The 16,568-nt window shown below is 72.7% G+C and carries 16 protein-coding genes and 1 pseudogene; 7 read left to right on the forward strand and 10 right to left on the reverse strand.

What is annotated here, in order from left to right; translation table 11 throughout:
• Positions 1–34: 34 nt before the first annotated feature.
• Positions 35–1,177, reverse strand: coding sequence for an ATP-binding protein (locus H288_RS0125505; protein ID WP_020095410.1), 1,143 nt, complete (start codon positions 1,175–1,177; stop codon positions 35–37).
• Positions 1,174–2,208: a tRNA dihydrouridine synthase DusB gene (dusB, locus tag H288_RS0125510; protein WP_026605285.1), complete on the reverse strand. Its 1,035-nt coding sequence runs from the start codon at positions 2,206–2,208 to the stop codon at positions 1,174–1,176. The genes H288_RS0125505 and dusB overlap by 4 nt, the downstream gene beginning before the upstream one ends.
• 171 nt (positions 2,209–2,379) lie before the next feature.
• Between dusB and H288_RS0125515 the strand changes: the two genes are divergently transcribed.
• A complete protein-coding gene (locus H288_RS0125515; protein WP_020095412.1) occupies positions 2,380–3,711 on the forward strand; it encodes a bifunctional 2-C-methyl-D-erythritol 4-phosphate cytidylyltransferase/2-C-methyl-D-erythritol 2,4-cyclodiphosphate synthase in 1,332 nt (443 codons plus the stop codon).
• A 59-nt stretch (positions 3,712–3,770) separates the two neighbouring features.
• Here H288_RS0125515 and H288_RS0125520 read toward each other — a convergent pair whose 3' ends face one another.
• Positions 3,771–4,169 (reverse strand): MAPEG family protein, encoded by a 399-nt coding sequence (locus H288_RS0125520; protein ID WP_020095413.1) that lies wholly within the window; start codon positions 4,167–4,169, stop codon positions 3,771–3,773.
• A gap of 103 nt (positions 4,170–4,272) precedes the next feature.
• On the opposite strand from H288_RS0125520, the gene H288_RS0125525 reads away from it, so the two are divergent.
• The gene (locus H288_RS0125525; protein ID WP_020095414.1) at positions 4,273–4,770 is read left to right on the forward strand and encodes a CinA family protein; all 498 of its coding nucleotides are present in this window, start codon (positions 4,273–4,275) and stop codon (positions 4,768–4,770) included.
• Between the two features lie 77 nt (positions 4,771–4,847).
• Positions 4,848–4,996 (forward strand): annotated as a pseudogene (locus H288_RS35250) (FAD-dependent oxidoreductase); the annotation flags it as partial.
• Positions 4,997–5,274: 278 nt separating this feature from the next.
• On the opposite strand, the gene H288_RS0125535 reads toward H288_RS35250, so the two are convergent.
• The 7 genes from H288_RS0125535 to H288_RS0125565 form a co-directional block, all read right to left on the reverse strand.
• Positions 5,275–5,733 (reverse strand): type II toxin-antitoxin system RatA family toxin, encoded by a 459-nt coding sequence (locus H288_RS0125535; RefSeq protein ID WP_020095415.1) that lies wholly within the window; start codon positions 5,731–5,733, stop codon positions 5,275–5,277.
• Positions 5,734–5,748: 15 nt separating this feature from the next.
• On the reverse strand, positions 5,749–6,732 hold the full coding sequence (lipA, locus tag H288_RS0125540; protein ID WP_020095416.1) for a lipoyl synthase: 984 nt from the start codon (positions 6,730–6,732) through the stop codon (positions 5,749–5,751).
• 134 nt (positions 6,733–6,866) lie between these two features.
• A complete protein-coding gene (locus H288_RS0125545; RefSeq protein ID WP_020095417.1) occupies positions 6,867–7,598 on the reverse strand; it encodes an MIP/aquaporin family protein in 732 nt (243 codons plus the stop codon).
• Positions 7,599–7,857: 259 nt separating this feature from the next.
• Entirely contained in the window at positions 7,858–9,363 is a 1,506-nt protein-coding gene (gene glpK / locus H288_RS0125550) for a glycerol kinase GlpK (protein WP_020095418.1), read from the reverse strand.
• Between the two features lie 55 nt (positions 9,364–9,418).
• Positions 9,419–10,951 carry a glycerol-3-phosphate dehydrogenase gene (gene glpD / locus H288_RS0125555; protein ID WP_020095419.1) on the reverse strand — a complete coding sequence of 511 codons (1,533 nt, stop codon included), beginning with the start codon at positions 10,949–10,951 and terminating at the stop codon, positions 9,419–9,421.
• A gap of 83 nt (positions 10,952–11,034) precedes the next feature.
• Positions 11,035–11,856, reverse strand: a complete 822-nt coding sequence (locus H288_RS0125560) for a DeoR family transcriptional regulator (RefSeq protein WP_020095420.1) — start codon at positions 11,854–11,856, stop codon at positions 11,035–11,037.
• 278 nt (positions 11,857–12,134) lie between these two features.
• The gene (locus tag H288_RS0125565) at positions 12,135–12,377 is read right to left on the reverse strand and encodes a hypothetical protein (RefSeq protein WP_026605287.1); all 243 of its coding nucleotides are present in this window, start codon (positions 12,375–12,377) and stop codon (positions 12,135–12,137) included.
• 207 nt (positions 12,378–12,584) lie between these two features.
• On the opposite strand from H288_RS0125565, the gene H288_RS0125570 reads away from it, so the two are divergent.
• The 4 genes from H288_RS0125570 to H288_RS0125585 all read left to right on the forward strand — a co-directional run.
• On the forward strand, positions 12,585–13,079 hold the full coding sequence (locus tag H288_RS0125570; protein WP_026605288.1) for a chemotaxis protein CheW: 495 nt from the start codon (positions 12,585–12,587) through the stop codon (positions 13,077–13,079).
• Positions 13,080–13,086: 7 nt separating this feature from the next.
• Positions 13,087–14,619 carry a protein-glutamate O-methyltransferase CheR gene (locus H288_RS0125575; protein ID WP_020095423.1) on the forward strand — a complete coding sequence of 511 codons (1,533 nt, stop codon included), beginning with the start codon at positions 13,087–13,089 and terminating at the stop codon, positions 14,617–14,619.
• Positions 14,619–15,191: a chemotaxis protein CheW gene (locus H288_RS0125580; protein ID WP_020095424.1), complete on the forward strand. Its 573-nt coding sequence runs from the start codon at positions 14,619–14,621 to the stop codon at positions 15,189–15,191. The genes H288_RS0125575 and H288_RS0125580 overlap by 1 nt, the downstream gene beginning before the upstream one ends.
• 36 nt (positions 15,192–15,227) lie before the next feature.
• Positions 15,228–16,568 (forward strand): methyl-accepting chemotaxis protein (locus tag H288_RS0125585; RefSeq protein WP_020095425.1); only part of this gene is annotated, 1,341 nt, incomplete at its 3' end.

Here is a 16,568-nt window from a genome sequence, read left to right on the forward strand (position 1 = left end):
ACCTCCGACGGGGGGCCGGATTCGGGGATCGACATCACGGATCGACCGCCGATTCGCGCCCGTCCCGGGCACTCGACATCGGCAGAAGGATGCGGAACGCCGTGCGGCGCGGGGCGGGATCGCACTCGACGATCCCGCCGTGATCGCCGACGATCTTGGCCACCAAAGCAAGACCCAGGCCGGAACCCTGCGCCTTGGTGGTGACGAACGGGTCGAACAGGTCGGGCAGCAGGTCGGCCGAGATGCCCGGGCCGTTGTCGCGCACCGCCACCTCGATCGGCAGGCTGACCCGCTCGCGGGAGCCCGGAACCTGCAGGCGCAGGCCGGTGCGGAAGGCGGTCGACAGGGTGATCTCGCCCTCGACCGCGTCCGGGCCGATCGCCTCGGCGGCGTTCTTCACGAGGTTCAGGATCACCTGGATCAGCTGGTCGCGGTTGCCGAGCACCGGCGGCAGCGACGGGTCGTAGGTCTCGATGAACCGGATGTGCCGGGCGAAGCCCGACTGCGCCGAGCGCTTCACCTGGTCGAGCACCCCGTGGACGTTGACGGCGCCGCGATCCGAGGGGCGCTCGTCGCCGAACAGCTCCATGCGCTCGACGATGCGGACGATCCGGTCCGACTCGTCGCAGATCAGGCGGGTGAGCAGCCGGTCCTCCTCGGCGCCGGTGCTCTCGAGGAGCTGCGCCGCGCCGCGGATGCCGGCGAGCGGGTTCTTGATCTCGTGGGCCAGCATCGCGCCGAGCGCCACCATCGAGCGCGCCGCGCCGCGATGGGTGAGCTGGCGGTTCATCTTGTCGGCGATGGTGCGCTCCTGGAGCATCATCACCACGGCCTCGCCGTCGTCGCCGAGCGGCGTCGCGAACACGTCGACGCTGCGCTCCAGGCCGAGGCGCGGCTGGGTCAGCTCGACCCGGTACTCGCTGACGCTGGCGCGGCGGCGGCGGACCTCGGCCACGAGCGCGATGATCGGCGAGGCGAACGGGATGATGTCGCGCAGGCGCCGGCGCTGCATCAGGCGCGCCGAGTAGTCGAAGAACGCCTCCGCGGCGTGGTTGCAGTGGAGAATCTGCTCGTCGGCGCCGATGGTCAGGACCGGCAGCGGCAGCGCGTTCAGGACGGCCTCGGCGGCCGTGTCGCGCCGGGTGCCGGGTTCGCGCGGGAGGGGCTCGTCGCTCACGCGGCCTCCTGCACGGGGTTCGCCGCACCCGCGAAGGCCCGGGCCAGCAGGTTGAGCGCGATCTCCGGGTCGGTGGTGGTGAGGAGGGTCGCGCGTTCCGCGGGACCCAGCGCGCCGCCGGTCTCGGCATAGGCGGCGAGGTGCTTGCGGGCGTGGCGCACGCCCATGTCGCGGCCGTAGAGCGACAGCAGCCCCGCGTAATGCTCGGCGGCCAGGACGGCCTGCGCGGCCCGGGACGGTTCCGCGGCCGGCCGGCCCGCGAGCGCCGCGGCGACTTGGCCGACCAGCCAGGGGCGGCCGGTCGCCGCACGGCCGATCATGACGCCCGCGGCGCCGGAGGCGTCCAGGCAGGCGCGGGCGCTGGCGAGGTCGGTCACGTCGCCGTTGGCGATCACCGGGATCGACACCGCCGCGACGACGGCCCCGATCGCCGACCAGTCGGCGCTGCCTTTGTAGAATTGCTGCCGGGTGCGCCCGTGGACCGTCACGGCGTTCAGGCCCAGCCGCTCGGCCCGGGCGGCGAGATCCACGGCGTTGCGGCTCGCGTCGTCCCAGCCGAGGCGCATCTTCACCGTCACCGGGACCGACACCGCGCCCCGGACCGCGGCGAGCAGGCGCTCGGCGTGGTCGAGGTCGCGCATCAGGGCCGAGCCCGAGGCGATCCCCGTCACGATCTTGGCCGGGCAGCCCATGTTCACGTCGATCACGTCGGCGCCCCCGGCCTCCGCGATCCGGGCGGCCTCCGCCATCGGGCCCGCCTCGCAGCCCGCGAGCTGGACCACGTGCAGGTCGACCCCGGAGCCCTCGGCGCGCATCGCGGCCTCGCCGGACCCGCGCGCGAGTTCCCGGGCCGCCACCATCTCGGAGACGACCGCGTCGGCGCCGCAGCGGCGGGCGATGCGGCGCATGTGCAGGTCGGTGACGCCCGAGAGCGGCGCGAGCAGGCAGAGCGGGGCGGGATCGGTCCCGTTTGCCCCCTCCGCGGTCGCTCCCGCACGGCGCAGCGCGCTCAAATATTGGTCAGTCGTCATTCTGCACAACAATGAGGCAAAGCCGGTCCGCTGGCAAGCGGGACCGCGCGTTGATTTCGGGCCCTCCCCCGCTTAAACGACGGGCACCCTCCGCGGCAGGGTCACGGCGGCACGCCTGGCCCGCGCGCTGGCCGCCATTCCGCCCCTCAGGACGTCACGAGCTCGTTGCCCATGCCCGCCACCGGCACGCCAGCCACCGGACCCGCCAGCGCGGGAGCCGGCGTCGCCGCGGTGGTGGTGGCGGCCGGACGCGGCATCCGCATCGGCGGCGGCACCCCCAAGCAGTACCGCCGAGTCGGCGGCCAGGCGGTCCTCACCCGCACCCTGGCGGCGCTCGCGGCGGACGACGCGATCGCGCGGATCCAGCCTGTGATCGCCGCCGACGCGGCGGAGTTCTTCCGCGACTGCCTGGAGGAACTCGCGCCCGCGATCCGCGCCAAGCTCGCGCCGCCGGTCGAGGGCGGCGCGACGCGCCAGCTCTCCGTGCGCGCCGGTCTCGAGGCCCTGGCCGCCGGCGACGCGCCCGAGATCGTGCTCGTCCACGATGCCGCCCGCCCCTACGTGGATTCCGCTTTGATCGCCCGGGCGATCGCGGCTGGCCGCGACCACGGGGCGGCCGTTCCCGGCGTGCCGGTCACCGACACGGTCAAGCGCGTCGTCGACATCGCGCCCGGCATCGGCCGGGTGCACGAGACCCCGCCGCGGGAGCACCTGCGCGCGGTCCAGACACCCCAGGCCTTCGTGTTCGGCCCGCTGCTCGGCGCCCACCGAGACGCCGCCGCGCAGGGCCTCGACGGTTTCACCGACGACGGCGCCCTCGCCGAATGGGCCGGCCTGCCGGTGGTGGTGTTCGCGGGCGACGTCGCCAACCGCAAGATCACCCAGCCCGCCGACCTGATCGAGGCGGACCGCGCCTTCGCGACCGAGACCACCGCATTGCCAGCGCCGGGAGCCCGCGCCATGACCACCTACGTGACCCGCCTCGGCACCGGCTTCGACGTGCACGCCTTCACCACCGGCGACCATGTCTGGCTGGGCGGAGTGAAGATCCCCGCCGACCGCGGCGTGCTCGCCCATTCGGACGGCGACGTCGCGCTGCACGCCCTGACCGACGCCCTGCTCGGGGCCATCGCGGACGGCGATATCGGCACCCACTTCCCACCCTCCGACGAGCGCTGGCGCGGGGCTTCCTCGGACCAGTTCCTGGCCCATGCCTGCGACCTCGTCCGTGCCCGCGGCGGCCGCATCGACCACCTCGACATCACCGTGCTCGCCGAGGCTCCCCGCATCGGCAAGCACCGCGAGGAGATCCGCGCGCGCATCGCCGCCATCGCGGGCGTTCCGCTCTCGGCGGTCTCCATCAAGGCGACGACCACCGAGAAGCTCGGCTTCGTCGGCCGGGCGGAGGGGCTCGCCGCCCAGGCGGCCGCGACGGTCCGGCTGCCCGAGGAGGACGGCCCCGCCCTCGACGCGCAGGCCGAGACGGCGATGCGGCAGGGCTGAGCGGCCAGGGCTGGGCGGCCAGGGCTGGGCGGCCAGGGCTGGGCGCGTCGCGCTCGGTGTCAGGCCACCCGCACCAGCAGCGCGATCGCCGCGACGCCCAGGACCGCCATCGTCAGCAGGATGCCGCCGCCCCGGCAGGCGAACTGGCGCGGCGAGTTCGGGGGCGCGAACATCCCGATCGGGTGCAGGATCCGGGCGACCAGCAGGGCGACCAGCAGCGCCCGGACGAGCCCGTGGCTGCCGCCGCTCGCCTCCAGCAGGCCGATGACGATCAGGGCCAGCGGCACGTATTCCGCGAAATTGGCGTGCGAGCGCACGCGCCTGAGGACCGTGTCGTCGCCGCCGTCGCCGAGCAGCACGTTCCCGGAGACGCGGGCCCCGATCACCCATCCCGAGAGGCCTAGGTACACGAGGGCGAGCAGCCCGGCGTAGAAGGCCGTGGTCGCGGGGAAGATCATGGAAGGGCTGTCTCCAGTCGGCGGCCGCCGGTCCTTGAGCCGGGCTCGGCCATGGGTCACAACAGGAGATAGGGCGGCGGCGCCCGAGGGGAGCCCGTTCGCGATGGTCGACGACGCAGAGCTTCTCGCCCGGGCCGAGGCGCTGGTGACCGCCTACGCGGCGGACGGGCGCACCGTCGCCACCGCCGAGTCCTGCACGGGCGGCCTCGTGGCCGGGCTGCTCACCGCGGTACCGGGCTCGTCGGCCGTCCTGGAGCGCGGCTTCGTCACCTACTCGAACGACGCGAAGGCCGAGGCGATCGGTGTGCCCATCGACCTGATCCGCCGGCACGGCGCGGTCAGCGAGCCCGTGGCGCGGGCGATGGCCGCCGGGGCGCTGGCCGCGTCGCGGGCCTCCGTCGCTGTCGCGATCACCGGCATCGCCGGCCCGGGGGGCGGGAGCGCCGAGAAGCCGGTGGGGCTGGTGCATTTCGGCCTCAGTCGGCGAGATGGCGAGACGCGCCACCTGGAGCGGCGTTACGGCGATCTCGGGCGCGCGGGCATCCGCCGCGCCGCCGTGGCCGACGCGCTCGGTCTGTTGGAGGACGCCCTCGGCGACTGATCGCGGCACGGGAAGGACGGCCCACGGGTACGGTGACGACCCGCCTCTGCCTCGTCGGCGGGGGCCCCGCCGGGACGATGGCCGGCCTGCTCTTCGTCCGCGCGAGCCTCGACGTCACCGTTCTGGAGACGCACGCGGACTTCCTGCGCGACTTCCGCGGCGACACCATCCACCCCTCCAGCCGATGGACGAGCCGGGCTTCACCGAGCGCTTCCGCGCCCTCCCCCATTCAGTCCCGCGTGATCGCCGCGTCGCTGGCGGCCGACGTGCCGCTCCGGGCGCCGCTGGCCCTGCGCCTCCTCGACGCCCTGCCGCGGCTTCAGGTCCTTCCGGCGCTGAGGATCGGGATGGATGTGCGGCCCGAGCACGTGCGCGTGTCGCTGCGGGCCTGACGCCATCCCTGCGCACCGTCTTTGCGAGCGCAGCGAAGCAATCCAGGGCAACGCCACATTCGGAGGCGTCCCATTTCCCTGGGTCGCTTCACGGTGCGCGCGAGGACGGCGGCTAAGCCCGCGCCCCGTACATCCGGTTCGCCCGCCCCTCGAAAGCGTCGGTGAACTTGCGGAAGGCGCGGTCGAACATCGTGCCCATGAGGAGCCCCAGGGTGCGGCTCTTGAACTCGTAGGTGATGAAGAAGTCGACGTTGCAGCCGCCGTCGGGGCCGTCCTTGAACAGCCAGCGGTTCTCCAAGTGCCGGAACGGGCCGTCGATGTACTCGGCGACGATCTTGAGACTCGCCGGATCGAGGGTGACCCGGGTGGTGAAGCGCTCGCGGATCGCCTTGTAGCCGACGCCCATCTCGGCGATCAGCACCTGGCCGCCCTCGGGCATGTCCTGCCGGCGGATCACCCGCAGGGATTCGCAGAGCGGCAGGAACTCGGGGTAGCGCTCCACGTCGGCGACGAGGTCGTACATCTGCTGCGGCGTGTGCTTCACCGCGCGGGTGACCCGGAAGGACGGCATGGTCTTCGGATATCCTCAGGCCGAGAGCGCGGGCGACAGTTTGGCCAGGCGCGCCGCCTGCAAACGCGCGAAATCCTCGCCGGCATGGTGCGACGAGCGCGTGAGCGGCGTGGCCGAGACCAGCAGGAAACCCTTGGCGTAGGCGGTGGTCTCGTAGGCCTTGAACTCGTCGGGGGGGACGAAGCGCACGACCTCGTGGTGCTTCTTCGACGGCTGCAGGTACTGGCCGACGGTGAGGAAGTCGACGTCGGCCGAGCGCAGGTCGTCCATGAGCTGGAGCACCTCGTTCCGCTCCTCGCCGAGCCCCACCATGATGCCGGACTTGGTGAAGATCGTCGGGTCGAGCTCCTTCACCCGCTGCAGCAGGCGCACCGAGTGGAAGTAGCGGGCACCCGGCCGCACCGTGAGGTACTTGGCCGGCACCGTTTCCAGGTTGTGATTGAACACGTCGGGCTTGGCGGCGACCACGACCTCCAGCGCCCCGTCCTTGCGCAGGAAGTCGGGCGTCAGGATCTCGACGGTCGTGCCGGGGCTCGCGAGCCGGATGGCCGCGATGGTCCGGGCGAAATGCTCGGCGCCGCCGTCCTTCAGGTCGTCCCGGTCCACCGAGGTGATGACCACGTGGTGCAGGCCGAGCTTGGCCACCGAATCGGCGATCTTGTCCGGCTCGCCCAGGTCGAGGGCGTCGGGCAGGCCGGTGCGCACGTTGCAGAAGGCGCAGGCCCGCGTGCAGGTGTCGCCCATGATCATGAAGGTGGCGTGCCGCTTCTCCCAGCACTCGCCGATATTCGGGCAGCCCGCCTCCTCGCAGACCGTGACCAGACCGTGCTCGCGCACGATTTTCTGCGTCTCGGACCAGGCCCTCGAACCCGGCGCCTTCACGCGGATCCAGTCCGGCTTCTTGGCCTGGACGGGCTGGTCGGGCCGGTGCGCCTTCTCGGGGTGGCGCAGGCGGACCGGCCGCGGATCGTTCTTCAGGGTGTCGAGGACGACGGCCATGGGTCGGGGGCACACCGCGGGCAAGCGCCCCAGGGGCGCGGTCGGGATCGTCCTGACTTAAGGCCCAAGGCCGCGCGCCGCAAACCGCCGCGACGCCGGGCCGCCCCGCGGTGGTTGAGGGTGCGGCCGTTCCGTCAGATCCCCAGCGCCCGGACGAAGAGCCCGGCCAGCACCGCCCCGACCAGGGGCGCGGCCACCGGGATCAGCGCGTAGCCCCAGTCGGAGCTGCCCTTGCCGGCGATCGGCAGCACCGCGTGGGCGACGCGCGGCCCGAGGTCGCGGGCCGGATTGATGGCGTAGCCGGTGGTGCCGCCGAGCGACAGGCCGATGCCCCAGACCAGCATGCCGACCATGTAGGGCGCGACGGCCCGCGGGATCGCGCCGGCCGAGCCCAGGGTGGTGGTCACGAGGGCGGAGATCGTCAGGATCAGGAAGAAGGTCGCGATGATCTCGGAGATCCAGTTGGCCTTCGCGTCGCGGATCGCCGGGCCGGTGCAGAAGCAGGCGAGCTTGAGGCCGGGATCCTGGGTCGCGCCCCAGTGCGGCAGGTAGTGGAGCCAGACGAGCACGGCGCCCACGAAGGCGCCGAGCATCTGGGCCGGGATGTAGACGGGGATCTTGCTGAAATCGCCGGAACTGACCGCGCCCGCCACGGTGACGGCCGGGTTGATATGGGCGTCGGCGCTGCCGGTGGCGTTGGCCACGAAGACGCCCGCGAGGACCGCGAAGGCCCAGCCCGCCGTGATGGCGATCCAGCCGGCATTCTCGCCCTTGGAATGCTTGAGCAGGGCGCCGGCCACGACGCCGTCGCCGAGCACGATCAGGGTCATGGTGCCCAGGAATTCGCCCAGGAAGGGTGATGTCATCGTCTCGTCTCCCCCGTTCGCTGCTTTTTGTGAAAGTTCAAAGCTTTGGCGAGCGCGTGAACGCCGGTGGCGGTCACCGAATGGTTACGCAGATCCGGGCCGGCACCCTCTCCTGCGGTACCGGAGCGCCCCGGAGGCCTCTTCGAAGGCCTCCGGGGATCCCGCGGCGATCTGGAGCCCTTCTTCGAGGCCGCCGCGCAGCGGCTCCGGATGCGGGCGCGAGTGGGACTGCGCGGGGCGTGTGCGCCCCGAGCCCGTCTCAATCCTCGTCGGTCTTCCAGTCGAAGGAGCGCTGCACAGCCCGGCTCCAGGCGGCGGCGATCTTCTCGCGCTGGCCGGCATCCATCTTCGGCGTCCAGCGCTTGTCGACGCCCCAGTTGCGCTTGAGGTCGTCGAGGCCCTTCCAGTAGCCGACCGCGAGACCCGCCGCGTAGGCGGCGCCGAGCGCCGTGGTCTCGGCCACCTTCGGGCGCACCACCGGCACGTCGAGCAGGTCGGACTGGAACTGCATCAGGGTGTTGTTGGCGACCATGCCGCCGTCGGCCCGCAACTCCTTGACGGGGATGCCAGAATCCTTGGCCATGGCCTGCAGCACCTCGCGGGTCTGGAAGGCGGTCGCCTCCAGCACCGAGCGGGCGATGTGGCCGCGGTTGACGTAGCGGGTCAGGCCGATGATCAGGCCGCGGGCGCCCTCGTTCCAGTGCGGCGCGTAGAGGCCCGAGAAGGCCGGCACGAAGTAGACGCCGCCGTTGTCCTCGACCGTCGTGGCGAGCGTCTCGACCTCGGCGGAATCCTTGATCATGTGCAGGTTGTCGCGCAGCCACTGCACCAGGGCGCCCGTGATGGCGATCGAGCCTTCGAGCGCGTAGGCCGGCTTCTGGCCGTCGAGGCGGTAGGCCAGCGTGGTGACGAGGCCGGCCTTCGACGGGACCGGCTCCTCGCCGGTGTTCATCAGCGCGAAGCAGCCGGTGCCGTAGGTGTTCTTGGCCTCGCCCGGCGCGAAGCAGGTCTGGCCGAACAGGGCCGCCTGCTGGTCGCCCAGGATGCCGGCGATCGGAACGCCCGCGAACGGAGCGCTGGTCTCGCCGTAGACCTCGCTCGACGAGACGATCTTCGGCAGCATCGCCCGCGGGATGCCGAAGGTCGACAGCATGCCCTCGTCCCAGTCGAGGGTCTTCAGTGACATGAGCTGCGTGCGGCTGGCGTTGGTCACGTCGGTGACGTGGAGGCCGCCCTCGGTGCCGCCGGTCAGGTTCCAGACGAGCCACGTGTCGATGTTGCCGAACAGCACGTCCCCGGCCTCGGCCTTCTGCCGGGCGCCCTCGACGTGGTCGAGCAGCCAGCGCAGCTTGAGGCCGGAGAAGTAGCTCGCCAGCGGCAGGCCGGTGAGGTCGCGGAACCGGTCGCGGCCGCCGTCGCGGGCGAACTCGCCCACCAGCCGGTCGTTGCGGGTGTCCTGCCAGACCAGGGCGTTGTGCAGGGGCTTGCCGGTCGTCCGGTCCCAGATCAGCGTGGTCTCGCGCTGGTTGGTGATGCCGACTGCCGCGAGGTCGGAGGGCTGGAGCCCGCCCTTCTCCAGGGCCTCGCGCATCACGCTCTGGGTCTTCGTCCAGATCTCGGTGGCGTCGTGCTCGACGTGGCCGGGAGCCGGGTAGATCTGCGCGTGCTCGGCCTGGGCGAGTGCGATCACGCTGCCCTCCCGGTCGAACACGATGAAGCGGCTGCTGGTTGTGCCCTGGTCGATGGCCCCGACGTAACGGCTCATCGTTCCCTCCCCTAGATGGCCCGAGCGGTCTGTCGCCGGATCGGGTTCGAAAGCGTCAGGCGGCCTCGGCCCTGCGGTCGAGGTAGGCGGCGAGGCGCGCGGCGCTCTCCGCGCCGGTGCGCAGACCGAGCTTGGAGCGCCGCCACAGGATGTCGTCGGCGGTGACCGCCCACTCCTCGGTGCGCAGGTAGTCGACCTCGGCCGCCGTGAGGCCGCCGTCGAAGGCCTCGCCGAGATCCGCCAGGGACTGCGCCGTCCCGACGATGTCCCGGGCCCGGGTGCCGTAGGCGCGGGCGAGGCGGCGGGCGGTCTCCTCCGGAAGGAACGGCGTCTCGGCCCGCAGCTTGGCGAGGAACTGGTCGAAATCGGCGTCCTTCATGGCGCCGCCCGGCAGGACCGCGTCGCCGGTCCAGGACTTCCCGAGGTGCGGGAAGTAGGGCTTCAGCTTCTCGAGCGCGTGCTCGGCGAGCCGCCGGTAGGTCGTGATCTTGCCGCCGAAGACCGACAGCACCGCAGCCGCCCCGCCCTGGTCCTCCACGTCGAGGACGTAGTCGCGGGTCACGGCCGACGCGTTCTCGGCCGCGTCGTCGTAGAGCGGGCGCACGCCCGAGTAGCTCCAGACCACGTCGGCCGGGGTGATCGTCGTGTCGAAGGAGCGGTTGATGCAGCCGCAGAGGTAGTCGGTCTCGCTCTCGGAGATCGAGACCGGGCCGGGCTCGCCCTCGTAGGGGACGTCGGTGGTGCCGATCAGCGTGAAGTCGCGCTCGTAGGGGATCGCGAAGATGATGCGCTTGTCGGGCTGCTGCAGGATGTAGGCCTGATCGCCCGCGAACAGGCGCTTGACCACGATGTGGCTGCCCTTGATCAGCCGCACCGCCGCGCGGCTGTTGATGCCGAGCGTGCCGCCGAGCGTCTCGCTGACCCACGGGCCGGCGGCGTTGACGACGGCCTTCGCGTGGACCGTCCGCTCGGTGCCGCCGCGCTCGTCGCGCAGCGTCGCGACCCAGCCGTCACCCTCGCGCCGGGCCGAGACGACGCCGGTGCGGGTCATCACCGTGGCGCCGCGCTCGCGGGCGTCCATGGCGTTGAGCACCACGAGGCGGCTGTCCTCGACCCAGCAGTCGGAATAGACGAAGCCGCGCGTCAGGCGCCGCTGCAGCGGCGCCCCGTAGGCGGAGCTGCGCAGGTCGACCCCGTGCGAGCCCGGGAGCGTGCGCAGCCGCGCGAGGTGATCGTAGAGGAACAGGCCGAGCCGCAGCATCCAGGCCGGGCGCAGGCCCTCGTCGTGAGGCAGGACGAAGCGCAGGGGCCAGATCACGTGCGGGGCGAGCCGCAGCAGCCGCTCGCGCTCGGCGAGCGCCTCACGCACGAGGCGGAACTCGTAGTATTCGAGGTAGCGCAGGCCGCCGTGGATCAGCTTCGTCGACGACGAGGAGGTGAAGCCGGCCAAGTCACCGCGCTCGGCCAGCAGGACCGACAGACCCCGGCCGGCCGCGTCCCGGGCGATGCCCGTGCCGTTGATGCCGCCGCCGATGATCAGGAGATCGTAGGCGTCGGACGGCTCGCGCTGTCGCGGTGCAGCCGCCATGATTCCTCCTGGGCCGCCTTGGTGGCGGTTCGGCACTATATTGACGCGGCGGTCGGCTTTCGCAAGCGAAAAATTGATGTTCGTTACGGTTCGTCCGCGCTGTCGGCGACCGCCAAGTTTACGCCCAGGCGCTCCATGAGCGCGACGATCTCGGCCGGTGGCGCCCGGTCGGTGAAGAAGGTGTCGACCTGCTCCAGGCGCCCGACCTGGACCATGGGCCGCCGCGTGAACTTGGTGTGGTCGGCCACCAGGAAGGTTTTCCGGGCATGGGCCAGGATGGTCTGGGTCGCCCGCACCTCCTCGTAATCGTAGTCGAGGAGCGCCCCGTCGCCGTCGATGCCGCTGATGCCGATCACCGCCACGTCGACCCGGAACTGGCTGAGCGTGTCGCAGGTGAGCTGACCCAGCACCGCGCCATCGCGGTTCCGCACGGTGCCGCCCGCCACGACGATGCGGAACTCGGTCGTCTCGGCGAGCGAGATCGCCACGTTGAGGTTGTTGGTGATGATGCTGAGATCGTCGTGTCGGGTCAGCTCGCGGGCGACGGCCTCCGGTGTCGTGCCGATGTTGATGAAGACCGAGCAGTGCGACGGGATACGGCTCGCCGCGAGGCGGCCGATCCGGCTCTTCTCCGGCAGCAGGGTCACCCGCCGGTCGGCGTAATCGATGTTCTCGACGCTGGAGGGCAGGCCGCCGCCGCCGCGGTAGCGCTCCAGCCGCCCCTCGGCGCTCAGCTCGTTGAGGTCGCGCCGGATCGTCTGGACGGTGACGCCGAACTGCGCCGCCAGGGCCTCGATCGTCACGAAGCCGCGCTGGCGGACCGAGGCGACGATCGCGCTGCGCCGCCCCTCGACACCGGTCGCCTCGATCCTGTCGTCGGATCTCCGGTCGAGCGGTCGTGACATCGATACTCCCTCGCCTTCGTGAGGCCGTCGCACCGCTGTACTGATTGCCGGACGATGTTCGTTTGCGAACATGTTCGGGCGTAGCGGCTTTCGCACAACTCTGGACCGCGCCGCGCCGGCCGGCAACAGTCGGACGGCACGCGTCGACCGGACTGCACTATGCTTCAGGCCCGCACGACCGGCATTTCGCCTGCGACCGGGCATAAAAAAGGCCTGCCGCGGGTGCGACAGGCCGAGCCACCCGGACGACGCCTGCGGCGCGTCCCGGTGTTCGCCACTCACATGTGGTGGCGCATCCGGCGATGATGCTTCATCCGCTTGTGCTTCATGCGCTTGCGCATCATCGGACGCGCGGCCGGAGCGGCTCCCTGCTCCATCGCGGCCGCCTCGCCGGCGCGCTCCAGGCCGCCGCGCGGGCCGCCGGCCTGCGCGCCCGAGGCGTTGTAGGGCGAGTTGCCCTGGGCGTAGGCGGAGCCCGCGAGGAGCGTCAGCGACGCGGCGGCCAACAGAAGTTTCCTCATCGTCAATCCCTGGCGTAGACCGGCGCAGGCAAAGCGCCGCGCCTCGTCAGGCGCGTTGCCGCTGCGTCGGAAAATAAGCGGCTCAGGCGAGACTTGGTTCCGCGTCATCGCGCCCGTGCGGCGCACAATTGCCGGCAGCGTTAACTCGGCCTATGTCGCGACCCGTCCCGGCCCGGCCGCGACCGAGCAACAGGGGAGCGGGTGGCGGTGGCCAGCAGCGGTTCGGCCTATCTCCTGCTGGATGTCGCAGGCACGGCCTGCGCCCTGCCCCGCGGCGCGGTCGCCGAGATCCTGCCGCTGCCGGATCTGCACGCGCCGCCCGCTTCCGGCAGCTGGCTCACCGGATTCCTCAATCTCGGCGGCACGCCGGTCCCGGTCGTCGACCTCGCGGCGCTGCTCGGCCTGCGCCCGGCCGGCGCGACGCCCGGTCTCTACGCCCATCTCGCGCTGATGCAGGGCGAGGCCGTCGCGTACCTCGTCGATCGCGTGGCGGACCTCGCGACCGTCCCGGATTCCGCGGTCCGGCCGGCCGAGGCGGCCGACACGCTCAACGGCTGCGTCGCGGCCGAGCTCGTCCTCGGCGAGCGCCTCGTCCACGCTCTGGCGCCGGAGCGCCTCCTGACCGTGCAGGAACGGGCCCGCGTCGACGCCCTGGCCCGGGCGGCCGCCGAACGTCTCGCCGCGCTGCCGCACGCCGTCTGACCGCGCGATGGCCCGACCGGGGAATCCCCGTCCCGACCTGAGTGCCGATCCCGCCTACGCGCCGCTCAAGGCGCGGATCATCGCGCGCACCGGCCACCACTACTACACCGACAAGGACGAGCTGCTGATCGAGCGGCTGCACCGCCGGTTCCGCGCCGCCGCCGTGGCCGATTGCGCCGCCTACGCGGCCCTCCTGTCGAGCGGCGCGGAAGGCGAGGCGGAATGGGCCCGGCTGGAAGCTGAGATCACCGTCGGCGAGACGTTCTTCTTCCGCTACGCCGAGCAGTTCAGCGCGCTGCGCGCGACGATCCTGCCGGCGCTGATCGCGGCGCGGGCGTCCGAGCGCGTCCTGCGGATCTGGAGCGCGGGCTGCTCCACCGGGGCCGAGGCCTATTCCCTGGCGATCCTGGTGCACGAGCTGCTCGGCGACGCCCTGCCCGAGTGGCGGGTGGCGATCCTCGGCACCGACATCAGCGTCGAGGCGCTCGCCACGGCCCGCGCCGCCGAGTACGGCCGCTGGGCGCTCCGGACCATGCCGCCGGAGGACCGGCTCCGCTACTTCACCCGGCTGCCGCCCGCGCCGGGCATCCGGCGCGAGGGCGGCTACGCCCTCCGGCCCGAATACCGCGGTCCGGTCCGGTTCGAGCGCGGCAACCTGCTGAGCCTCGTCGAGCCGGGGCCGCCGCAGGGCGAGCCCTTCGACCTGATCCTCTGCCGGAACGTGCTGATCTACTTCGATGCCCGGACGGTCGCCGCGGTGGTGCGCGGGCTGGGCCGAAGGTTGCGGCCGGAGGGCTGGCTGCTCCTCGGCCACGCCGAGCCGAGTCCCGCCTTCGCGAGCTTCCTCGACGCCGTCAGCCTGCCGGGGACCGTGGCCTACCGACCGCGCGCCGAGGCGCCGCCGGTCGCGCCATCGGTCGACCTGTCCGGTGCGCCCGCACCGGACCCCGTCCCTCCGGCGCGACAGGCGACGGAGCCGCCCCCGGCGGATCCTGGCCCGGGCCAGTCCGGGGCCGCAGAGGCCGACGCCGCGGCCGTTCCCTCCCCGGACCCGGTCGCCGCACCCGGCACCGGTCCGGCTCCCGCAGCGCCCGAGACCCGGGAGGACCGGCCGGAAGAGGAGGACGCCGTCGACCTCGACCGGATCCGCGCGCTGGCCGATTCCGGCGAGACCGGAGCGGCCTGGCGGGCGCTGCGGGGCGCCCTCGACCGCGATCCGACCGACACCGCCCTGCGCTTCTACGAGGGTCTCCTGGCCCGCACCCTCGGACGCGACGCCGAGGCCGAGCGGGCGCTGCGGGCCGCGCTCTACCTCGACCGCGGTTTCGTGATGGCCCACTACCACCTCGGCCTGCTGCTGATCGCGCTGCGACGGCCGCACGAGGCGCTCCGCGCCCTCGACAACGCCGTCGCCTTGAGTCAAGCCCTCGGGCCGGACACGGCGCTGCCCGAGGGCGACGGCGCCTCCGCGGGCGAGATCGCGGCCAGCGCGGCCGCGGCCCGCGCCGCGCTCGGCGGCGCCGGCAGCAGGAGGTCCTGATGGGCGCAGGCCCGAGTGCACAGGGCGGCCGTCCGCGGCCGGAGCGGGACCTGCGCGCCGAGCGCGCCGCCGCCCTCGCCCGGCGCGGTGCCGCGGCGGCCGCGACCGATTCGGGCGTCGATCACCTCGTCTGCGCCTGCGGCGGCGAGCGCTACGGCGTGCCGCTGGCGGCCGTCGCCCAGGTCCTGCCGTCGCGCCCCGCCACGCCGATGCCCGGGGCGGTGCCGGCGCTGGACGGTCTCGTCGCCCTGTCCGGGCGGATCGTCGGCGTGCTCAGCCTCGCCCGGGCCCTCGGCCGGCCGGATCCCGCGTCCGACGCCGACGCGGCGGCCCACATGATCGTGCTGCGCGGCGTCCACCCCCAGCCCCTCGCCCTCGCGGTGGACCGGGTCCTGGGCATCGCCCGGGCCCCTGGCGCGGTCGCCGCGGCCGGCGCCGGGGCGGCCGATCCCGACCGCTTGGGCAACGAGGCCGCCTCGGTCTATGCCCCGGCCTCCGGGGCGGCGGGCGACGGCCGTCCCGACTTCGTCGTCATCGACCTCCCCCGCCTCCTGCGCCGCGCGCTGCCCTGACCGGGCCGCCTGCCCCAACCGGAGCCATCCCCGCCCGTGTCGCTCTCGATCGGAAAACGCATCCTCCTCGGCTTCTTCGCCATCACGGTGGTGGTGGTGGCGCTCGGCCTCTACGCCCTGGAGCAGATCGGCGCCGTGCGCGACACGACCGACGCGATCGTCCGGCGGGACATGACGATCCTGCGCCAGCTCGACGATCTCGGGAACGACGCGCGCGACCTCGGTCTCCTGCGCCGCACGGCCGTGATCACGATGCTGATGCAGGCCCAGGGGCGCGCGACCCAGGCCGGCGACACCCTGGCGACCTGGCGCCAGACCGCGGCCCAGGTCGAGAACCGGCTCGCCACGACGATCCAGCTCGCCACCCAGTACCGGACGCAGGTCGTATCCGCCGAGCGCGTCGCGGCCTGGGACCGCATCGCCGCGGCGGCGACCGCGGTCCAGGGCTCGTTCCGCGAGGTCAGGGCGCAGGGCGAGGCGCAGTTCGCCGCCATCGCCCAGCAGGACGTCGCGGCGGTCGAGGCCCGCAACTCGGAGATCGCGCGGCTGCAGGCACCCTTCCTCGAGGGGATCAAGAACCTCCGCTCGCAGCTCGACGGCGGCATGGCGCTGGGACAGCGCGCCGCGCAGGAGGTCTACGAGCGCTCGCGCCTCTCGATCTACCTGACCCTGGCCGCCGCGGTGCTGCTGGCGGTCCTGATCACGTGGCTGATCAGCCGCGCGGTGGTGCGGCCGCTCGAGACGGTCATGGCTTTCGTCGGCCGCGTCGGCGAGGGCGACCTGTCTGGCCAGCTGGCGGCGGGCGGGCGCGACGAGATCGGCCGTCTGAGCACGACGCTGAACACGATGGTCTCGGGTCTGTCGGACCTGGCGCGGACGAACCGGGCGGCGACGGCGGACCTGAACGCGGCCGCGGCCGAGATCCGCGCCTCGGCGCAGGAGCAGGCCGCCTCGGTCGAGCAGCAGTTCGCCGCCGTGCAGGAGACCGCCGCCACGGTCGACGAGATCACCCATTCGGGGGCGCAGATCTCCAAGCGCGCCACCGAGGTGATCGCCACCGCCCAGGCCACCGCCCAGACCTCGCGCCAGGGGCTGCGCGCGGTGTCCGACACCGCCAAGGCCATGGACGCGATCCGCGAGCAGGCGGAGGCGGTGGCCGGCAACATCGTCAGCCTGTCGGAGAAGACCCAGACGATCGGCGACATCATCGAGACGGTCAACGACATCTCGGAGCGCACGCACCTGCTGGCGCTGAACGCCGCCATCGAGGCGGCCGCGGCCGGCGAGAGCGGGCGCAGCTTCTCGGTGGTGGCCTCGGAGATGAAGCTCCTGGCCGACCAGGCCAAGGCGGCCACGGGGCAGGTGCGGGGGATCCTG

It is taken from the genome of Methylobacterium sp. 285MFTsu5.1, assembly GCF_000383455.1.
GTDB lineage: Bacteria > Pseudomonadota > Alphaproteobacteria > Rhizobiales > Beijerinckiaceae > Methylobacterium.

Bases quoted from the DNA above. Each gene is read 5' to 3' on its own strand.
- H288_RS0125580 (WP_020095424.1), top strand. From the start codon at position 14,619: ATGGGCGCAGGCCCGAGTGCACAGGGCGGCCGTCCGCGGCCGGAGCGG.
- glpD (WP_020095419.1), bottom strand. From the start codon at position 10,951: ATGGCGGCTGCACCGCGACAGCGCGAGCCGTCCGACGCCTACGATCTC.
- H288_RS0125520 (WP_020095413.1), bottom strand. From the start codon at position 4,169: ATGATCTTCCCCGCGACCACGGCCTTCTACGCCGGGCTGCTCGCCCTC.
- H288_RS0125515 (WP_020095412.1), top strand. From the start codon at position 2,380: ATGCCCGCCACCGGCACGCCAGCCACCGGACCCGCCAGCGCGGGAGCC.
- H288_RS0125565 (WP_026605287.1), bottom strand. From the start codon at position 12,377: ATGAGGAAACTTCTGTTGGCCGCCGCGTCGCTGACGCTCCTCGCGGGC.
- H288_RS0125560 (WP_020095420.1), bottom strand. From the start codon at position 11,856: ATGTCACGACCGCTCGACCGGAGATCCGACGACAGGATCGAGGCGACC.
- H288_RS0125575 (WP_020095423.1), top strand. From the start codon at position 13,087: ATGGCCCGACCGGGGAATCCCCGTCCCGACCTGAGTGCCGATCCCGCC.
- H288_RS0125545 (WP_020095417.1), bottom strand. From the start codon at position 7,598: ATGACATCACCCTTCCTGGGCGAATTCCTGGGCACCATGACCCTGATC.
- H288_RS0125535 (WP_020095415.1), bottom strand. From the start codon at position 5,733: ATGCCGTCCTTCCGGGTCACCCGCGCGGTGAAGCACACGCCGCAGCAG.
- lipA (WP_020095416.1), bottom strand. From the start codon at position 6,732: ATGGCCGTCGTCCTCGACACCCTGAAGAACGATCCGCGGCCGGTCCGC.
- H288_RS0125525 (WP_020095414.1), top strand. From the start codon at position 4,273: ATGGTCGACGACGCAGAGCTTCTCGCCCGGGCCGAGGCGCTGGTGACC.
- glpK (WP_020095418.1), bottom strand. From the start codon at position 9,363: ATGAGCCGTTACGTCGGGGCCATCGACCAGGGCACAACCAGCAGCCGC.
- dusB (WP_026605285.1), bottom strand. From the start codon at position 2,208: ATGACGACTGACCAATATTTGAGCGCGCTGCGCCGTGCGGGAGCGACC.